At 62.3% G+C, this 17,453-nt stretch carries 22 protein-coding genes; 20 read left to right on the forward strand and 2 right to left on the reverse strand.

What is annotated here, in order from left to right:
• Position 1: 1 nt before the first annotated feature.
• A complete protein-coding gene (locus tag ACQR1D_RS08135; RefSeq protein ID WP_315803600.1) occupies positions 2-187 on the reverse strand; it encodes a hypothetical protein in 186 nt (61 codons plus the stop codon).
• Positions 188-688: 501 nt separating this feature from the next.
• On the opposite strand from ACQR1D_RS08135, the gene ACQR1D_RS08140 reads away from it, so the two are divergent.
• The 6 genes from ACQR1D_RS08140 (at position 689) to ACQR1D_RS08165 (ending at position 5,321) form a co-directional block, all read left to right on the forward strand.
• The gene (locus ACQR1D_RS08140; RefSeq protein WP_315803599.1) at positions 689-811 is read left to right on the forward strand and encodes a hypothetical protein; all 123 of its coding nucleotides are present in this window, start codon (positions 689-691) and stop codon (positions 809-811) included.
• Positions 812-851: 40 nt separating this feature from the next.
• The gene (locus ACQR1D_RS08145) at positions 852-1,115 is read left to right on the forward strand and encodes a hypothetical protein (protein ID WP_316216954.1); all 264 of its coding nucleotides are present in this window, start codon (positions 852-854) and stop codon (positions 1,113-1,115) included.
• 228 nt (positions 1,116-1,343) lie between these two features.
• Entirely contained in the window at positions 1,344-2,630 is a 1,287-nt protein-coding gene (locus ACQR1D_RS08150) for a PBSX family phage terminase large subunit (RefSeq protein ID WP_434893850.1), read from the forward strand.
• 154 nt (positions 2,631-2,784) lie between these two features.
• Positions 2,785-3,252, forward strand: coding sequence for a hypothetical protein (locus tag ACQR1D_RS08155; RefSeq protein ID WP_316216952.1), 468 nt, complete (start codon positions 2,785-2,787; stop codon positions 3,250-3,252).
• Positions 3,253-4,545 carry a hypothetical protein gene (locus ACQR1D_RS08160; RefSeq protein ID WP_434893849.1) on the forward strand — a complete coding sequence of 431 codons (1,293 nt, stop codon included), beginning with the start codon at positions 3,253-3,255 and terminating at the stop codon, positions 4,543-4,545.
• 131 nt (positions 4,546-4,676) lie between these two features.
• Positions 4,677-5,321, forward strand: coding sequence for a portal protein (locus tag ACQR1D_RS08165; protein ID WP_316216950.1), 645 nt, complete (start codon positions 4,677-4,679; stop codon positions 5,319-5,321).
• Between the two features lie 405 nt (positions 5,322-5,726).
• Here the strand turns inward: ACQR1D_RS08165 and ACQR1D_RS08170 are convergent, their stop codons facing one another.
• Positions 5,727-6,038 carry a hypothetical protein gene (locus ACQR1D_RS08170; protein ID WP_316216949.1) on the reverse strand — a complete coding sequence of 104 codons (312 nt, stop codon included), beginning with the start codon at positions 6,036-6,038 and terminating at the stop codon, positions 5,727-5,729.
• Between the two features lie 36 nt (positions 6,039-6,074).
• On the opposite strand from ACQR1D_RS08170, the gene ACQR1D_RS08175 reads away from it, so the two are divergent.
• The 14 genes from ACQR1D_RS08175 (at position 6,075) to ACQR1D_RS08240 (ending at position 17,428) form a co-directional block, all read left to right on the forward strand.
• The gene (locus ACQR1D_RS08175; RefSeq protein WP_434837760.1) at positions 6,075-6,911 is read left to right on the forward strand and encodes a hypothetical protein; all 837 of its coding nucleotides are present in this window, start codon (positions 6,075-6,077) and stop codon (positions 6,909-6,911) included.
• A 47-nt stretch (positions 6,912-6,958) separates the two neighbouring features.
• The gene (locus ACQR1D_RS08180) at positions 6,959-8,620 is read left to right on the forward strand and encodes a portal protein (RefSeq protein ID WP_434837761.1); all 1,662 of its coding nucleotides are present in this window, start codon (positions 6,959-6,961) and stop codon (positions 8,618-8,620) included.
• On the forward strand, positions 8,613-8,912 hold the full coding sequence (locus ACQR1D_RS08185; protein ID WP_316216946.1) for a hypothetical protein: 300 nt from the start codon (positions 8,613-8,615) through the stop codon (positions 8,910-8,912). The genes ACQR1D_RS08180 and ACQR1D_RS08185 overlap by 8 nt, the downstream gene beginning before the upstream one ends.
• 404 nt (positions 8,913-9,316) lie before the next feature.
• Entirely contained in the window at positions 9,317-10,120 is an 804-nt protein-coding gene (locus ACQR1D_RS08190) for a hypothetical protein (protein WP_316216945.1), read from the forward strand.
• Entirely contained in the window at positions 10,110-10,685 is a 576-nt protein-coding gene (locus tag ACQR1D_RS08195; RefSeq protein ID WP_434837762.1) for a hypothetical protein, read from the forward strand. Before ACQR1D_RS08190 ends, ACQR1D_RS08195 begins: the two co-directional genes overlap by 11 nt.
• A gap of 18 nt (positions 10,686-10,703) precedes the next feature.
• The gene (locus ACQR1D_RS08200) at positions 10,704-11,534 is read left to right on the forward strand and encodes a hypothetical protein (protein ID WP_434889063.1); all 831 of its coding nucleotides are present in this window, start codon (positions 10,704-10,706) and stop codon (positions 11,532-11,534) included.
• A gap of 1,120 nt (positions 11,535-12,654) precedes the next feature.
• Positions 12,655-13,617, forward strand: a complete 963-nt coding sequence (locus ACQR1D_RS08205; RefSeq protein WP_315739071.1) for a DUF5309 domain-containing protein — start codon at positions 12,655-12,657, stop codon at positions 13,615-13,617.
• A gap of 67 nt (positions 13,618-13,684) precedes the next feature.
• Complete coding sequence (locus ACQR1D_RS08210) at positions 13,685-14,047, forward strand: hypothetical protein (protein WP_434837764.1); 363 nt, start codon at positions 13,685-13,687, stop codon at positions 14,045-14,047.
• A 1-nt stretch (position 14,048) separates the two neighbouring features.
• Positions 14,049-14,360, forward strand: coding sequence for a hypothetical protein (locus tag ACQR1D_RS08215; RefSeq protein ID WP_316216943.1), 312 nt, complete (start codon positions 14,049-14,051; stop codon positions 14,358-14,360).
• Positions 14,360-14,698 carry a hypothetical protein gene (locus ACQR1D_RS08220; protein WP_434837765.1) on the forward strand — a complete coding sequence of 113 codons (339 nt, stop codon included), beginning with the start codon at positions 14,360-14,362 and terminating at the stop codon, positions 14,696-14,698. Before ACQR1D_RS08215 ends, ACQR1D_RS08220 begins: the two co-directional genes overlap by 1 nt.
• Complete coding sequence (locus ACQR1D_RS08225) at positions 14,689-15,342, forward strand: phage adaptor protein (RefSeq protein ID WP_434837766.1); 654 nt, start codon at positions 14,689-14,691, stop codon at positions 15,340-15,342. Before ACQR1D_RS08220 ends, ACQR1D_RS08225 begins: the two co-directional genes overlap by 10 nt.
• A 25-nt stretch (positions 15,343-15,367) precedes the next feature.
• Entirely contained in the window at positions 15,368-15,799 is a 432-nt protein-coding gene (locus ACQR1D_RS08230) for a hypothetical protein (RefSeq protein WP_316216940.1), read from the forward strand.
• 1 nt (position 15,800) lies between these two features.
• Complete coding sequence (locus ACQR1D_RS08235) at positions 15,801-16,817, forward strand: hypothetical protein (RefSeq protein ID WP_316216939.1); 1,017 nt, start codon at positions 15,801-15,803, stop codon at positions 16,815-16,817.
• The gene (locus tag ACQR1D_RS08240) at positions 16,817-17,428 is read left to right on the forward strand and encodes a hypothetical protein (RefSeq protein WP_434837767.1); all 612 of its coding nucleotides are present in this window, start codon (positions 16,817-16,819) and stop codon (positions 17,426-17,428) included. The genes ACQR1D_RS08235 and ACQR1D_RS08240 overlap by 1 nt, the downstream gene beginning before the upstream one ends.
• The last annotated feature ends 25 nt before the right edge of the window (positions 17,429-17,453 follow it).

Here is a 17,453-nt window from a genome sequence, read left to right on the forward strand (position 1 = left end):
GCTATCGCATGCTGACGAACTTGCCCCAGAGGCCCGCGAGCAGCGCACCCGTCATCATGTAGTGCGGCTTATCGCAGAACAGGCTGCCGTAGCTGCAGACGTCGGCACCGACCGATCCGAGCTGATGCTGCGCGGCCGCGTAGAACAGCGCGGACAAGGCGGCCAGAACGACTGCGACGACATACATCAAGAAACCTCCTTCCGGCTCAGCCCGACGAGCTGCGAAATGAACTGACGATCGGCGCGCATTTGGGCGCTTGACACGTCGGGCAAATCAGGCGCATTTTGCCAACGTCGAAAAAATCATAGAGCCCGCGCCGATCAGTCGGCAGCGGGCTTTTTATGTTTCAGGAAAGGAATTCGCGCGGCGGTTATCGAAATCGAAAAACCCGATCGCCGCATTTCGATCAAATTTGACACGTCGGGCAAATCACTGACAAAATGTCAGCATCGAAATTTCCGAAATTGCGGTGGCCGCAGCCCGCCAACAGCGGTGGGCTCCTGTTCGGGGATGCTGGCGCGACTGCTTCCGGATCACCTCATTTTGCCGTTCGGCAGCGTGTGCTCTCATAGTCATCCGGATGTTGACCGTCCCGCGCGAACGGGGTGGTCGCGGGCACGATGATCGTCGTCGTGCCCGCAGCGGTCCCTCACGCGAGGGATAAGGTTCGCGCCCGAAGCGATCGCGTTGGCCGCGATCCGCCGCGCCTTTCTGTTTTCAACCGATCGGGACAGGACGATGACCGTCTATCTGATTTCGCTCGCCCTGGTAAGGCTCGTCGCGATCGCCGCCGGCGATGCGCTGTCGTGACCACGTTCCAAATCCACTTTGCAAGATTCCGGAAGCGATCATGTCGAAGACGATCACTGAAATCCGCTCGATGGCGCGCAGCCACACCAAGACGGCGATCAACACGCTGGTCGGTGTGATGCGCTCGCCCAAGGCGACCCATGCGGCCCGCGTGTCGGCCGCCAATGCCATCCTCGATCGCGGCTGGGGCAAAGCGCCTCAAGCGCTACAGAACGGTGAGGACGGTGCACTGGAGCTGATCCACCGCATCGAGCGGGTCATCGTGCATCCGGATGAGCACGATGAGGAGCAGGTGGATGAGTGATGGCAATTGCTGCGGAACGGAGCGCGGGCACCGAGCATCTTATCGCCCAAAGAGCTTCTCAAGAAAATGGTCATCGCGACATGAGCGCGGCTGTCTAGGGAGCGCCTTTACCGAACATGCTGTCTGAGCGGCGTGGGTCTTGGCGACAACTTGATCTGATCCCTGCACTGTCGCGAGCGCGATGATCCACCGCGCCGAACTGCAGACCGACTGCTGCGAGGCCTACCATTGTCCACCCTCAAGATTCCCACCGCGAAAGTGTTCGAGCCGCTGCTCGCGCCGGCCCGCTACAAGGGCGCGTTCGGCGGGCGCGGCTCAGGCAAGTCGCACTTCTTCGGCGAACTGCTGGTCGAGACCTGCCAGGCCGAGCGGGGTACGCTCGCGGTCTGCATCCGCGAGGCGCAGCGGACGCTGGCGCAATCCTCGAAGCGGCTGATCGAGGGCAAGATCGCAACGCTGGGCCTCGGCCAGGGCTTCCGGCCGTTCAGCGATCGCATCGCGACGCCGGGCGATGGGCTCATCATCTTTCGCGGGATGCAGGATCACACGGCGGAGTCGATCAAGTCGCTGGAGGGATTCCGCATCGCCTGGATCGACGAGGCACAGACCCTGAGCGCGCGCTCGCTGTCGCTGCTGCGGCCGACGATCCGCGCGCCGCGCTCGGAGCTGTGGGCGAGCTGGAATCCGCGCCGCAAGTCGGATGCCGTCGACGACTTCCTGCGCAGCCGCAAGCCGGATGGGGCGGTCGTGGTCAAGGCGAATTGGCGCGACAACCCGTGGCTTCCGGCGGTGCTGGAGGAAGAGCGGCGGCTCGACCTTGCGCTCTATCCGGATCGCTACGAGCACATTTGGGAGGGCGACTACGTGCGCGCGTTCGAAGGAGCCTATTTCGCCGATCTGCTGGCGCAAGCGAAGCGCGACGGGCGGATCGGCAGGGTGGCGGCGGATCCGCTGCTGCCGTTGCGCGCCTTCGTGGATATCGGGGGCGCCGGCGCCACGGCCGACGCCTTCACGATCTGGATCGCGCAGTGGGTCGGCAACGAAATTCGCGTGCTCGACTATTATGAGGCGGTCGGCCAGGTCCTCGCCTTCCACGTCAATTGGCTCCGCACGCGCGGCTATCAGAACGCGATCCTCTATCTTCCGCATGATGGCCTCGCGACCAACGCCGTGACCGGCAAGCGCTATGCCGACCATCTGCGCGACGCCGGCTTCGCTGTCGAACCGCCGCTCAAGAACCAGGGCACGGGTGCGGCGATGATGCGGATCGAGGCACTGCGACGACTCGGTCCGCAGCTCTGGTTCAACGAGGCAGCGACCGAAGCCGGGCGCGAGGCGCTCGGCTTCTATCACGAGCGCCGGGACGAGACACGCAATGTCGGGCTCGGCCCCGAGCACGACTGGTCGTCGCATGCCGCCGATGCGCTCGGACTGATGGCGGTCTGCTACGAAGCTCCGGGGCGAGCCGCAAGCTTCAACCGTCCCATTCGATATCGGGATGCGGGGTGGCGGTAACGGCGCCGAGAGCTGGCGTAGGGGCTGGAAAGCCGGTGGTCCACGACGTCCTGCGTGCCGCACTCTTCGCGATCGTCATTGACAATCGTGAATCGTCGGCGTTCTTTATTTGTTCCTGACACGCCCGCTGACTCCGAACTTCGTGAAGGCCGACATGCAGCTTCTGTTCAAGCTTCTAAAGTATGGCTCCGTAACGCTCATTCTCGCCGCTTGGTTTCCGCTTCAGTTTTCAGTTGTTTCGAACCTTCCGCAGCTTGCGCTGGCGGTCGTCGTGACTGGCTATCTGATTGCGATCCTTCTGCTTGCCCTGGCGGCCGTGTCAGGAAGGTTTGGCGTGAAGCTGACAGCTCGGCTGAATTGGTGGTTTGTACTGTTCGCACCTGCGGCACTTGCGCCGCCTGTCCACCTCTATCTGGTGCTCGAAACCTATTGGTACGACATCTACTACCGCTGCGACGAGTGCGGATGGGTGCAGTTCTTGGCTCTTTTTATGAAGGCGCGGGAGAGCCTCCTCGTGTCCCATCTACTCCAGATCCTTACTGTGGCCGCAGCGCTCTATGCCATCCTCCTCGTTTCAAGCCTCTTCATCAAAGTCATGCATGGACGTTTCCAGGGGAATTGAATGACGACCTATTTGCGAACTGCGGAAGATAGAAAGCGGGCGCTCCTGGATGATGTGCCGGATACCAAGTTCGAATTCGAAAGCCAGAAGTTCTCCGACATTCCGAAGGATAAGCGACCTGCCATAAATAATATTTTGCAGAACCATCGGTGGGGTGCTCAGCAAGTCAAGACGTACAATAAGTTGATCGAGGAGACCGCCGGGCGCCATGGGGTAAACCCCGATCTCGTGAGAGCCGTGATCTACACGGAGGTCTCGAGAGGCGGCGAATACGGTTATCCGGGCGAGGCTGTAGGCCGGGCGGTGAGATCGCTGTTCCAACTCGATCATGACGTGATTGCTCGCACGATTCTGCCAGGCAACATCGATTCCAGTTGGCAGAAGCTCATTCCCGGATCTGACGTTCACTCCCCGCGAGACAACATCGAGCTCACCGCGAAGCTGCTGGCAGGGATCGCAAAGCGGCTGGACGATCCCAGCGTCGAAAACATCTACTCGCTCTACAACGGCCTGTCACACGATCGAACGTATGTGAACAAGCAGATCAAGTCGACGCCTTACTATGCCAAGCGTGCGTTCGAGGATAAGGCCTGGGAGAAAGACGAGTGGTCCGCGCCTGATCTGGCCGATGGTCCCGCGGGGGACGTACCGGTGACTGCGGACAACCGGGTCGGTCCCGTCGGATCGCGTGCGCCGTCGGCTGCTCATGATGCTCCCGCCTGGTTCGACGACCGCTTCGGCCGATGGTTCCCTGCGACCAGCGATGCCGCGGCGTCACAATCACCGCTCCTGCGTGAGCTCGCGCGACGCGGGACTGCGGAGGCGGCTGGCGCTCAGCCGCTTCAGCCAGGGTCCCCACCGCCGTCTCTGCTGTTTCCTGGAGGGGCAGGAGAGCCGCCGAACCCGGCCGACCTCGCCGCGAGTGGAGGCGGCCCCGATCCGGTCAAGTCTCCCATCCGCATCCTGCGCTCCCGCCGCGCAGATCAGATGCTGCCAACAGCAAGCCTCGGACCGTCCGGGACTGCTCCCAATCAATTGCCCGTCGGGGATCAAGCGCCATCGTTCGACGATCGTTTCGGAAGCTGGGCGTCGACCGGCAATGTGACCGCGCCGCTCTCGCCCTATCAGCCGTTCTTGCCGTTGCCGGAGTCGGCAGGCTCGGGCGGTGTGCTCACCGGGAATGCAATGCCGGATTATCCGTTCGAGATTCCGGCGTTTGGAGAGGCATCGCCTGGTTTGGAGGATTGGGCCGGGACTCGGCGTCGGCGCTCGCCATGGGGCCCGTCGCGCTGATTTGCGGCGCGTCTGCGAGCAGGCCTCGCGGCGATCGCGTCTGGCGCCTTCCCGTTGATGCCGCTCTCCAGTGCCCGGCACCAGTCGGCCCATCTCATCGCTCACATCATGTCAACGATACGGTTCTGACCATGCCGAAAATGTCGAACGCCGACCTCAAGACGATGCTCGCCGCCGAGAAGGCGGATGCACTGGCCGCCATCTCCGCCGCACGGCTGGCGGAAGAGCGCGCCGATGCGATGGACTATTATCTCGGCAACATGCGCAAGGACATGCCGGCGCAGGAGGGGCGCTCGCGGGCGGTCTCGACCGATGTCGCCGATACGGTAGAAGGACTGATGCCGCATTTGATGGACATCTTCGCCGGATCCGACGAGGTTGTGCGGTTCGAGCCCGTCGGTCCGGAGGACGAGGCCGCCGCGGCGCAGGAGACCGATTACGTCAATCACGTCTTCATGCAGCAGAACCCCGGCTTCATGATCCTGTATTCCTTCATCAAGGATGCTCTCCTCTCGAAGGTCGGTGTCGTCAAGGTGTGGTGGGAGGAACGCGAGGAGGAGAGCCGCGAGACGTATTACGATCTCAGCGAGGACCAATTCGCGCTGCTGGCGCAGTCGGTCATGGACTCCGACGGGGCGATGAGGATCGTTGCGCATAGCGTGCGCGGGGGAGAAGACGGCCTACACCAGTCTTCAGGAAGAGCGCCGTCGGCGACCGGCTTGATGGTGTCTGGTGGAGCCTCGGTGCCAGGCGCCGACGCGCATCGGCTCGCGTGAGCTGAGTAGATGCGATCATGACAGGAAGCCGATCGTCATCCACGGCGCACTTCCTCCGCAGTTTCAGGACGATGGGACATCGCTATCCATTCTTGGCCCACGCATTCGAGCCGACGGCTCCAGCAGAAATCCGAGCCGAGGGCGACAGAGCTATGGGCTTGCCCTGCGCAGCCTGCCTGTTCTTCTGAGATTCTTTGCCGCCGGCAATCCGGTGTTTGGCCGTCTTGTGCTGCTCTCCTTCGGCTGGGCGGCGTATCGCGCGGTCGCGGAGTGAAGGACCGATGACGACTTGGTCCTGACGGCTGGTATCGCGGGAAAGAGCCGAACGCGGTCGATAGCCCTGCCTTCAGCCGATGTCTCCCGTTCGCTTCAGAGGCGGCCGCCTGCAGTTTTCCGACACGATGCTCAGCCCAGCGCGCCGAGCACCAAGATCAACAGAAGCCCGATGGCCGACCACGCCCATATCGCACGCTCGTTCCATATTGCGGTCTTCAGACGGTCACGACCGGGCTCCGTCAGTTTCGTCGGGTCCATTGCCGAGAAACGAAATCTCAGCAACCACCATCGTCTGTAATAACTCGGCATCATGTACTTCATGTCTGAAGCGTCTGGAGCAATGTGGTTGTGGATGATGCGAAGATCATTCAGCCATCGCGCCGACAGCGTCAGGCGGACGATCGTCCAGATCAGAAGGATGCCGATTGCTGTGTAGGACATGTTCGCAAGGGGAAACAGAATTATAGATCACAGTCGATGTTCATTCCACTTGATGAGGATAATTTAGTGTCGGTCAACGAGAAAGGCAACCTTCGCCCGGATGGCATCTCTCTCGAGCTGCCGTTCATCGGTTGGGGAGGTGCATATTATTGGAATCCGGGCGCGCCAGCTGCGCCGAGTGTCACCTTGACGAGAGGCGTCGGCATGGGCGGAGGAGGGGCTCACCTCATTCATCTCAGAAGGGGCATGACCTCCGAAGATACTCTAGGATACGGCGCTTCGGTCAACATGCCGTCCTTGAATGTCAACGCCACGATTCCGGACACATACGGCATCCCTGAACCTTGGAACGCAAAGGTTTCGTCGATCGGGGCGGGCGTCGCCATTCCGGGGTTCGGTGCGAACTATACGGTCGCGCCGGCACGGATCGCAGAATTCATCAAGAAGTACATTTTGGGTGTAAGGTCGGAAAAGCCACCTTCAGCATCCATGCCGACTTTTCAGAGCGGGCGGATAAGAACGGAGCCCGCCTCCGAACCACCCGTGCCTTATGCCGGCTCCTCGTTGAACAGAAACGACTTCGGTTCGAGAATCGCTCCCTGGGCGTCCGGGTACCCTGGCGGTCGTGACGAACCGTCAGCTGGGACAGTTTCGCGCAACGAGGCCGATCGAGCGTTTTCCGCCGGAGCTTCGGCCATTCCCTACATCCGAGACGCGGCTCGTGCCTCTGCTGCAGGCTTTCCCGGCGTAGGCGAATCTCCCTCAAGAGGCGGCACCGTCGCGAGCGGGCAGGCCGGTACTCCCGTTGGCGGTCTGCTCGGGATGATTCAGGACTACCTCCTGACCGAAGCGTCACGGGGCGAAAGCCGTTAGGCGCCGGCTCGATTTGTCCATTCTCCAGCATCAACGAGTCCATGACCATGACCATGCCTCTGCCGCCGGCGCCGCTGCAACCGGTGCCGGAACCGATCACGCACGACGTCACCATCGTCACCACGCGAAAATTCGCCCATGCGCGGGTGATGGGCGTGCCGCCGGAGGAGTTCGGGATCGAGCGCGGCGCGCGCTCGATCCGTGACTGCAACTACTGCTTCCACGAGATCGTCACCAAAACGGAGGCTCAGCTGATTGCCGAAGGGTTCGACCCTGCGCAGATCAAGTCGCTCGGCGACTACACCGGGACGACGCAGGTCGAAACGCTTGCGCGCGATACGGTCGACGAGCATTCACGGGCATCGTCGAGCGCATCGAATTCGGGCACCAGGCTCGTGCGCATCACCGAGCACTATGTCCGGATCGACTATGAAGGCGACGGCAGGCCGTGCCTGTACCAGATCATCACCGGTGGCGACCAGGGCGAGATCCTGCGCAAGGATGGACAGGACTGCATCACGCCGTTCGACGCGATCCCGTTCGCCGCGACCACGCCGGTGCCGATGACGCACCGCTTCTTCGGGCGTTCGATCGCCGATCTGGTGATGCCGCTGCAGCGCGAAAAGACGGCGTTGAAGCGCGGCGCGCTGGACAATCTCTATCTGCACAACAATCCCCGCGTCGAGGTGGCCGAGGCGAACGCCGGCCCCAACACGCTGGACGATCTCCTGGTCTCGCGTCCAGGCGGTGTGGTTCGCACCAAGACGGCGGGCGGGCTGAACTGGCAGGTGGTGCCTGACATCACCAGCTCGATCTATCCGATGCTGCAATATATCGATGCCGAGCTTGAGAGCCGCTCGGGGCTCTCGAAGCAGGCGCAGGGCATCGACGCCAACGCGCTGCAGAACCAGTCGGCGACGGCAGTTGCGCAAGTATTCTCCGCCTCGCAGATGCGCATCAAGCTGATCGCGCGGATCATGGCGGAGGGCGTGCGAGACATGTTCGGCCTGCTGCATGGCACGATCCGCAAGCACGGTCAGCAGCGCCAGACCGTACGGCTGCGTAATGCCTGGGTCCAAATCGATCCGCGCAGCTGGAAGACGCGCGACGACATGACGATCGAGGTCGGGCTCGGCTCTGGCGGCAAGGCGCAGCAGTTCGCGCAGACCATGGCGATTGCCAACGTCCAGAAGGAGCTGGCGATGGCCGGCAAGATCAACCTGGTCGGCGATCGCGAGCTCTACAACACGGCGGCCGAGCTGACGCGGATCATGGGGCACAAGAATCCCGGTCGATTCTTCAATGATCCGGCCGCGGTCGACCCGCAGACCGGCCGGCCGCTGCATCCGCCGCCGGCGCCGCTGCAGCCGCCACCCGATCCGAAGCTGCTCGCGGCGCAGGCGCGTCTGCAGACCGAGCAGGCGATCGCCGCGCACAAGGCGGAGCTGGCGCAGCAGCAGGCGCACAACGACATGGTCCATCAGCAGGTGAAGATGCAGGCGGAGATCGAGCTGGCCAAGATCAAGGCCGGGCTGGATGCCAAGATCGCGCTGCTCGATGCGCACCTCAAGTCGATCGAGGCGGCGCAGAAGCGCGAACAGGTGCGTGCGGCTCACGAGCTGAAGATTGCCGAAGCGGCCGTGGGCCTTGCAACTGCAGCTCATGCCAATCGCGCGTCTGATGAGCAGAAGGAGCGGCACGATGACTGACGAGAGCATCCTGCAACAGACGGCGGCGCGGGGGACTCGCGCCAAGGCGCTGCTCGACGACGAACTGCTCGCCGGCGCCTTCGACGTGCTGGAGGCGAGCTACAGCGCGGCCTGGCGGCAGACCCAGATCGACGACGTCGCCGGCCGCGAAAAGCTGTTCCTCGCCATCAACATCGTCGGCAAAGTGCGCGACCATCTCGGCGCGATCATCGCCAACGGCAAGCTGGCGGAGGCGGAGCTGAGGGAGCTCGCGCGGACGGCGGAGCGCAGGAAACGGTTCGGCGTGCTGTAGGGTGGTTTGACGGAGAACAATCAAAAGCTGTATTGACATGTTCTTTGTTTGTTCTAAGCTTCGCGAAAGTTCTCGGTCCGATTTTTTGGAGAATTTTGCCGGCACACGACGCGCGGAATCGTGCGTATCGATCGCGCTGGCGGGCGAACGTTCTCGCTACCGTATCCGGAATTTGAGAGTGCCAACGACAACCTCTCCTTCAGCAAATACGGCTGTTACCTCATACTTCAAGGAACGTGGCTGGGAGGGAGGTTTCCGGAAACACGCACCTTTTGGCCGTTCAGGCTCCAGAATGCAAACGATGAGAAGCGACAATGCCACGATACCAGTACCGAGGTTGTGGGCTGCGCTGGAGCGCGGCTGGACGACAGGAGAGAGGACGGCGACCGTTCAGAGGGCCACGGATGGTCAGCAAATTGCTTCGGTGGGCCGGCTCCATTTTTCTCCTTCTGTATGCGACCGGACTGGCCGCCCAGGACGCGAAACCGAATCCCGAGGCCTATCATCGCGCCGTTGAATATTGTCGCGGTGACGTCCCGCAACCGACGGCGATCAGTCCTGACCGAACGATCGTCTGCTTCAGCGCGAAGACCGGCCTCGATGTCGACGTGTCGACGGTGAACCAGATCGCTGATAACGGGCTATTCGTGTTGAGCGGCTATGGTGGCAAGCGCGACACCGCGATGAGCGTCTCCGATCTGCTGCGCAGCCGCAACGCAACCGTGGTGGTGTTCGACGTCTGCGCCTACCATTGTGCGGAGTATTACTTCGTGGCGTCGGCGAGAACCTACGTCGTGAAGAATACGATCGTGGTATGGCAGCACTTCTTATCGGATTGCCAGGTCACGTTTCGTGAGCCGCATGATTCCAGCGTTCCGAAATTGTGGCGTGCGGAGTGTCCGAACGGAAAGGAATGGCGTCTCTCTTTTGCGAGCGATGCTCCGGTGCTCAGGCAATTTTATCAGGACAGGGTCGTCGATCGGTATCATTTCGAGCCGCTGCCGGACAGCGAATATGTCCGAAAGCGCTTGAAGCGGCTCTACGATCAGACAGGACGTTTTCCAGAGATCGGATGGATGTTGAGTCCGACCTCGCTCAAGCGTCTGTTCAAGGCGGATATCAATTACGAGGCCTATCCTCAGTCGCAAGAGGAGGCGACGGCATTGGCCAACCAGTTCGGCGCGCGCGACGTGATCTATGATCCATGATCGGCAAGCTCGCCGGATTGTCATCAACATCAAGGCTCTTTTGAAGCAAGGCTCTTTTGAAGGTAGGAAAATGAGAGACAAGGCTTCATTGCATTCCGTGCCGATTGTCCCTGATCCGAATTTCGCTGGTGATCCTCCGGGATACGCCGACCGTTGGACCGTTCCGAGTTTCGAGGATCTCTATCGAAACCGCCGGCCCGTCTATGTGCCGCCGCCAGCGCCGAAATGGATCGAGAAATCGCCGTGGTTCTATCGTCGTAACGAGGCGCCGCTCCGGCCGGAGTCGCCTTCCCCGGTCTCTCAAGGTGTCTCCAGCCGATCGTTCCAGATGATGGCGCCTGCTCTGGCAGCAAAGCTGCAGCCAACTGATGGACTGGCGGCTAAGGGCGGGAGCGGACAGATGGACGCGATGGCCGCGCGCGCTGCGGGCCCGGCCGTGCTGTTCGGCCTCGGCACGTCGAGCCAGCCGCAGGTTTCTGGCGCCCAGATCGGAAGTGGGGGTCTGCTCGACCTGCTGACCAGGCTCATGGCTGCCAATCCTGGTGATCGATCCTCCTCAAGGTGAATTCAGGAAGGATGCCGAATGCCATTCGGCTCATGGACCTTTGCGACTGCTCGCTGGTTAGTCGTTCTGGCGATGGTTCTGATCATCGTCCCACCAGGAAAGGCTGATCCGCTTCAAAGCGAGGCCAATTGGGATCTCGAGCACCTTGCTGTCGAGTATTGCCGGGGGCCGCTGCAGCGTCCGATTGCCTCCGGACCTGACCGGCGTATCGTTTGTTTCGACGGCTGGATCGATGACGGCATGGATCTTTCCACCATACACGATCTCCAATATGGTGGTCTATTCGTGGTCAGAAGTTTCGGAGGACAGGCTGCGACGGCTATGACCCTGTCTCGCCTGCTACGAGACCGCCATGCAGCGGTCGTCGTCTACGATTATTGTATGGCCGCGTGCGCAAGCTTTCTGCTGATCTCGTCGGACCAGGCCTATGTGACGAGTGGCTCCATCGTTGCGTGGCGCGTCGTAGATGACCTGCGGACGGATTGTGTATCGGTTGGCGACGCTGAAGATGGGCGCGGCAAGAGATTGCGGCGGATATCCTGTCCGGATACGTCTTCCGAGCAGGAACAAAAGAGTAGAGCCGCCATTCGTGCGGAGCAGGCGTTCTACGCAGAGAGAGCGGTGAAGCCCCAGTTCGAGGGTCCGCCGGACAGTCCCTATACGAGGCGGATGGTCAAGAACCTCTACGATCAGTTCGGAATCTATTCGAGGGTCGCGTGGACGCTCAATCCACGGTACGACGTCTTCTTCAAGACGAAGATCATCTATGAGGCCTACCCCGCCAGTCAAGACGATGTCGATGCGCTCGCCGCGCGGCACCGCCTCGGGAAAGTCATCTATGATCCATGAGAGATTGCAGAGATTACCATCCAAATATCCATGAGCAGAAATAATGCGCGAGGATGGTCCTGCGGACAAGCATTGGTGGAGTGGTGTGAAGAATCGTTTTGAGATACTCCAGCGGATCCCGTCGGTTCGCGGTTGGACCGCGCCGCGACGAGCCACCCCGTGAGACGACCGGTTAGCCGCACGGCAAAGTAGATTTGCTCGGGAGCCGAAGCCGTGAGAAGTCGGAAGACACCGTAAGCGACTTGATTCGAAAATGGCCTCTGGCTTTTTGACGTCCTACTCCAATTTGTTCTGCTCTACTGCGGTGCCATCCTTGCGTCGCTCGGGACGGTCGTACCGGAAGGCAGCGAAGGTGTCGTTTGTTTCGCTGTTTTTGCGGCCACTTTGGCGGAACTGAATGTCATGTTTCTGATGCTGGAGAGAGAGGCGCGACCTCGCTACTCTGCACTTGGACCAGCAGTCACCCAGCATAGCGGCCGGCCCTCGTTGTAGTCTGTGGCTCGTGATTGTTTGCAGGAGCAATCGCTATGTCTTTCTCGTTTGGTCTTGATGTCACGACGGGTGCGACGGCGGGTGCGTTCGTTACCGTTTCCAGCCTCATCTCGATCGCGCTCTTCTCGATCTGCACGGTCAGGTCCGGCGCCCACGCCGTCAGACGATGATCAGCGTCGGGGGCCTCTGCGAGGAGCTCGATGTCTCGTTCACGTTCATCTCATGATCCATTGACACGTCGGGCAAATCACCTTCATAAAGGCAACATCAAAAGACTTACATGAAGCCCGCGCCGGAGACCCCGCCGCGGGCTTTTTTGCGAGCCGCGGACATCCCCGGCTTCGATTGACTGTGCCGTGCTGTCGAGCTTCACCGCGTTAGACGCGGTGAGTGCGCGATGGGCGGTTCTGCCGACCCTGCACGCAACGGGCGCTACGGCATTGACGTCTCGCGCGAGCCGAACCGGGAGCGATCTCCCGCGCCATCGCGCCGGCGGGACCTGAACGACTTCGACCATTTTCGGAACTGCGCAGCGCCGATCGGCGAAACGTCCGCTCGTGACCACCGCAACGGCGGTGCGATTGCGGCGTACGCCTTCCGTTGGGCGAACCATCAACAAGGATCATCGATGACCACACCTACGTCCACTTTTGTCACCTATCAGGCGGTCGGCAATCGCGAAGATCTCAGCGACATGATCTATCGCATCGATCCGGTCGACACCCCATTCATGAGCGGCGTCGACAAGGAGAAGGCGACCGCCGTCAATCACGAGTGGCAGACCCAGGCGCTCGCGCCTGCCGACGGCACCAATGCCCAGCTCGAAGGCGACGATCCCAACACCAACGTGACCACGCCGACCGTTCGGCTCGGAAACCAGTGCCAGATCTCCTACAAGGTCGCGCGCGTCTCCGGCACCCAGCAGGCGGTCGACCATGCCGGTCGCGACAACGAGCTCGCCTATCAGGAAATGCTGAAGGGTCTCGAGCTCAAGCGCGATCTCGAGACCATTCTTTGCGGTACCAACCAGGCCAAGCTGATCGGCAACACGACGACGCCGCGCAAGACGGCTTCGATCCTGTCATGGATCGTCTCCAACACGTCGAAGGGCAGCGCCGGCGGCGCGGCCGATCCGGCCGCGGCCGACGGCTCGGGCACCCGTACGGACGGTACTCAGATCGCCTTCACCGAGGCGCGGCTGAAGACGGTGCTGTCGTCGATCTGGATCAACGGCGGCAAGCCGGGCACGATCCTGACCGGCGCGTTCAACAAGCAGGTGTTCTCGACCTTCACCGGCCGCTCGACGGCGATCGAAGAGGCCAAGTCGAAGAAGATCGTCGCCTCCGTCGATGCCTATGAATCCGATTTCGGCAAGCTGAAGGTGGTCGCCAGCCGCTTCCAACGCGCGCGCGATGTGCTCGTGCTTGAGATGGACAAGTGGGCGGTGGCCTATCTCAACGGTCGCAACATGATCTCGATTCCATTGGCCAAGACCGGCGATTCCGATCGGCGCCAGATCCTCGCCGAATACGCGCTGGTCGCGCGCAACGAGAAGGCCAGCGGCGGCATCTTCGACAACACCACCGCATAGTCCGATCTTTCATCACCCTGACCTGCAGGCGGCTCTCGGGCCGCCTGTTTCTTTTGGAGGTTCATTCATGCCGCTTCCCGGCAATCGTCCCCTGAACACGGCCGATCTGACGGCCTACACGCCTTCCTGCGGCGCCAGTCCCGTCGCCGCCTATGTCCGTGCGCCCTTCCGCGGCAGGCTGCTCAAAGTCGCCGGCATCCTCGGCGGCGCCATCACCACGGCCGACGGCACTGTCACCGTGACGGTGAACGGGGCGCCGGTCGCAAGCTTCGCTGTCCCGCAGTCAGGCTCCGCGGCGGGGCAGCTGTTCTCGGTGGTGCCGGCGTCGCCGGTCTACCTCAACGAAGACGATATCATCGCCCTGTCGCCCTCCGGCGCGTCGGGAACATCAGTGCCGATGCATTTTTCGCTTGCGGTCAGGGGAGCCTGAGATGTCGTTCTTTCCCAAACAGCCATCATCTCGGATCGGCGGCACGCAGACCATCGCCTACGACGGCAGCGTCGGGGCCACCAACAAGTTCGGTCCGGGCACGTTCCAGCTTCGCCTGGCCGCGAGCTCGGCCTGCTGCTACCGGATCGGTGACGGCGCCCAGACTGCGACCGTGTCCGACGTCTTTCTCCCGGCCAACACGGTCGAATACGTCACCGTGACGCCCGGGCAGAACATCGCGGCTATCAAGGCGGCCAGCAATGGCCTGGTCACGGCGACGGCCGGCACGCTGTGGATCACGGAGCTGTCGTGATGGATGGGCTGACCATTCGCCCGCATCTCGATCGCGACGGCTCCGGCCTCGTGATCGAGCATCTCCAGGATGTTGCGCCCATCCTGGACTGGAACAGCGAAGCGCGCCGCGACGCGCAGCACAGCGACTGGGGCCGCCACGTCGCGCGCATTCCGAACGTCATCTACGTCAAATGGCTGAACGAGGAATATGCCAGGGGCAATACCCGGCTTCGCCTGTTCACGCCCGAGTTCGACGCGATCGTGCAGAAGAAGCTGAATGATCCGGATTGGGCCTATCTGCGCACCGACAAGCCTGCGCCGCAGAGCGGATGGAGGGCGGAGCCGTCATGCCGCTGATCTCGAACTATTCATCGTTGCAGTCCGCAGTGACCGAATACCTAGCGCGCGACCAGGACGCGACCTTGGTGGCGCGGATCCCGAGCTTCATCCAGCTCGCCGAAGCCAAGTTCAACCGGCAGCTCTTCGTGCGGCAGATGGAGCAGCGGGCCATTGCGGTCGTCGATCTCGGCGCGAGCGAGCCGGAGTTCATCGCGCTGCCGTCCGACTTCCAGTCGATGCGGCGGATACGGCTGACCAGCGCGCGCGGTCAGCCTGCGCTGGAATTCAAGTCAGGCGTGCAACTCGATGAGTATCGCTTTCGCGTCTCGGACGTCGCTGGCCAGCCGCGCTACTTCTCGGTCTTCGGCGATCAGATCGAGCTCGCGCCGCGGCCTGATGCGACCTACACGATCGAGATGGTCTACCGACGGACCATTCCGCCGCTGGCATCGAACGATTCGAACTGGCTGCTCACGCTGGCACCCGATCTCTATCTCTACGGCGCTCTCCTGGAGTCGGCGCCGTATCTCAAAGAGGACGGACGGATTCAGACCTGGGGGCTCGGCTTCACCAGCGCGCTCGCCGATCTCAATGCTCTTGGCCTGACGTCGACCTTCAACGCCGGTCCGATGGCGATGCGGCTCTCGGGCCAAGTCGTCTGAGACGCCGTCCAACACAGAGGATCACATGGCTGCCTTCAACAAGTTCAATTGCTTCGTCCAGGATGTCGCGCACGCCCTGCACGACATGCTCACCGGGACATCGCATGTCTACAGGATCTATCTCACCAGCACGGCGCCGGTCGCGACCAATACGGTCTACAACACGCCGGCCGACCTGGCGACCGGGAACGGCTACACGGCAGGCGGCGTCTCGATCGGTGCGATCACCGGCGGACAGACCTCCGGCACCTTCCGCTTCATCGGCGGCAGCGATCCGTCGTGGACCGCGGCCGGCGGTTCGATCGGGCCCTTTCAATACGCCGTGCTCTACAACGCGACATCGGCGACCAAGCCACTGATCGGCTGGTGGGACTACGGCACCTCGGTCACGCTTACCAACGGCAATACGTTCACGGTCGACCTCGACCAAGTGAACGGCATCCTGACGATCACCTGACATGGCAGCTTTTCTCGACATCTGCAGGTTCCTGCCCACCGCCGGCGGCACGACGGACTGGACCTATGCCGCGGCCGTCCAGGGCTATCAGAGCCCGGCCGCAGCCGGCGCGGTCAATGGCCGGCTCTACAAATACAGGGCCGAGAGTGCCGACCTGACGCAATGGGAGATCGGCGAGGGCGCCTACGCCTCGTCGACCGGCACCTTCGCTCGGACGACGATTCTGTTCACCTCGGCCGGAACGACGGCGAAGATCAATTTTTCGGCTGCGCCACAAGTCGCGATCGTCGCGCTGAAGGAAGATCTCATCTCGATCGAGGAGGCGAACGCCTTCACCAGCACACAGCAGGCGCAGGCGCGGAGCAATATCGCCGCGGCTGCAGGTCCCGGCAACTGGACGCGCTCCGTCCTGACGTCAGGATCTGGCACCTACACTCTCAAAGCCGGATGCAAGGCGCTGCTGGTCCGCATGGTCGGCGGCGGGGGCGGTGGGGGCGGCGGCGGCACGACGGGAGCGACATTTGGTGGCGTCGGCGGTGACACGACGTTCGGCTCGTCGTTCCTGACCGCCTCAGGAGGAGCAAACGGCGGCCCGTACGGCAACGCTTACGCGAGTGGTGGTGGCGCGGCGGGCGGTGACCTCAATATCCGAGGTAGTCACAGCACGCCGACCGATGGTGCGGGCGGCTCAACAGGCGCGGTGCTTCAAGGCAGGAATGGCGCCAACTCTGCATTCGGCGGCTGTGGAGCAGGCGGATGGATCGGCTCCGCAGGAAGTGCGGCGGCGACAAATAGCGGCAGCGGCGGCGGAGGAGGCGGAGGCACCGACGGCGGTTCGGGCGGGCGCGGTGCTGCCGGGGGCGGCGCCGGAGGATACGTGGAGAAGTACATTGCTGCTCCGGCCGCGACATACGCGTATTCGGTCGGCGCAGCGGGCAGCGGCGGTTCTGCGGGGTCGAACGGCACGACTGGCGGCGCTGGTGGCTCCGGCATCATCATCATCGACGAGTACTACTGATGTCACTGCTCGGATTCGACGCCGTCGGCAGGCTGGCGATCGCGCAACTCCCGCGCGGCTCCGCAACGAATACGATCTTCGTTGCGAGTCCGGCCGCCGTCACGCTTGCAGGCCGCGCAGCCAGCTTCCAGTCTGCACTCACTCAGATTACCGCGGCGCTCGTCTATGCCGGTGGCTCGGCGGGGGCGCGCATCGGTCTTCTCGGCGCGCAGAACAGCTGGCTGACGGCGGGCACCGCGGTCCTGTATTCGTTCGGTGCTTTCGCCGCCCGCGGCGATTTCGTCGCGGCGGGAAATTCCATCACGACGGCCGGCACGATGCAGGCCGCGGGGCGGGCTCATACCGTCAGCGGCCAATCATCGGCATTCCTTGGCGCAATGACTGGTCAGAAGACCTCATACCAACTCGTGGGATACGACGTCGGCTACGGGCGCGGCTTCGAGGCCTGGTATCCTCTCGGCGTGGGGACGATCGATTGGAGCAGCAGCACCGATCCTGAGCAGGCCTGGTTGCCGGCGCCAGCTGTGGCCGACCATTGGCTCGGTGTTTCGGCATCGTCGATCTCGTGGAATGCGTTGTCTCCTTCGGCGCCGCCCTGGACGGGCGAATGATGTCCTCGTCGTGGTCATCATCTGT

Source organism: Bradyrhizobium sp. HKCCYLRH2047, assembly GCF_051168175.1.
Classification (GTDB): Bacteria; Pseudomonadota; Alphaproteobacteria; order Rhizobiales; family Xanthobacteraceae; genus Bradyrhizobium.

Coding starts and splice junctions, on each gene's coding strand:
- ACQR1D_RS08135 (WP_315803600.1), bottom strand. CDS start 187: ATGTATGTCGTCGCAGTCGTTCTGGCCGCCTTGTCCGCGCTGTTCTAC.
- ACQR1D_RS08145 (WP_316216954.1), top strand. CDS start 852: ATGTCGAAGACGATCACTGAAATCCGCTCGATGGCGCGCAGCCACACC.
- ACQR1D_RS08155 (WP_316216952.1), top strand. CDS start 2,785: ATGCAGCTTCTGTTCAAGCTTCTAAAGTATGGCTCCGTAACGCTCATT.
- ACQR1D_RS08160 (WP_434893849.1), top strand. CDS start 3,253: ATGACGACCTATTTGCGAACTGCGGAAGATAGAAAGCGGGCGCTCCTG.
- ACQR1D_RS08165 (WP_316216950.1), top strand. CDS start 4,677: ATGCCGAAAATGTCGAACGCCGACCTCAAGACGATGCTCGCCGCCGAG.
- ACQR1D_RS08170 (WP_316216949.1), bottom strand. CDS start 6,038: ATGTCCTACACAGCAATCGGCATCCTTCTGATCTGGACGATCGTCCGC.
- ACQR1D_RS08175 (WP_434837760.1), top strand. CDS start 6,075: ATGTTCATTCCACTTGATGAGGATAATTTAGTGTCGGTCAACGAGAAA.
- ACQR1D_RS08180 (WP_434837761.1), top strand. CDS start 6,959: ATGACCATGCCTCTGCCGCCGGCGCCGCTGCAACCGGTGCCGGAACCG.
- ACQR1D_RS08185 (WP_316216946.1), top strand. CDS start 8,613: ATGACTGACGAGAGCATCCTGCAACAGACGGCGGCGCGGGGGACTCGC.
- ACQR1D_RS08190 (WP_316216945.1), top strand. CDS start 9,317: ATGGTCAGCAAATTGCTTCGGTGGGCCGGCTCCATTTTTCTCCTTCTG.
- ACQR1D_RS08195 (WP_434837762.1), top strand. CDS start 10,110: ATGATCCATGATCGGCAAGCTCGCCGGATTGTCATCAACATCAAGGCT.
- ACQR1D_RS08200 (WP_434889063.1), top strand. CDS start 10,704: ATGCCATTCGGCTCATGGACCTTTGCGACTGCTCGCTGGTTAGTCGTT.
- ACQR1D_RS08205 (WP_315739071.1), top strand. CDS start 12,655: ATGACCACACCTACGTCCACTTTTGTCACCTATCAGGCGGTCGGCAAT.
- ACQR1D_RS08210 (WP_434837764.1), top strand. CDS start 13,685: ATGCCGCTTCCCGGCAATCGTCCCCTGAACACGGCCGATCTGACGGCC.
- ACQR1D_RS08215 (WP_316216943.1), top strand. CDS start 14,049: ATGTCGTTCTTTCCCAAACAGCCATCATCTCGGATCGGCGGCACGCAG.
- ACQR1D_RS08220 (WP_434837765.1), top strand. CDS start 14,360: ATGGATGGGCTGACCATTCGCCCGCATCTCGATCGCGACGGCTCCGGC.
- ACQR1D_RS08225 (WP_434837766.1), top strand. CDS start 14,689: ATGCCGCTGATCTCGAACTATTCATCGTTGCAGTCCGCAGTGACCGAA.
- ACQR1D_RS08230 (WP_316216940.1), top strand. CDS start 15,368: ATGGCTGCCTTCAACAAGTTCAATTGCTTCGTCCAGGATGTCGCGCAC.
- ACQR1D_RS08235 (WP_316216939.1), top strand. CDS start 15,801: ATGGCAGCTTTTCTCGACATCTGCAGGTTCCTGCCCACCGCCGGCGGC.
- ACQR1D_RS08240 (WP_434837767.1), top strand. CDS start 16,817: ATGTCACTGCTCGGATTCGACGCCGTCGGCAGGCTGGCGATCGCGCAA.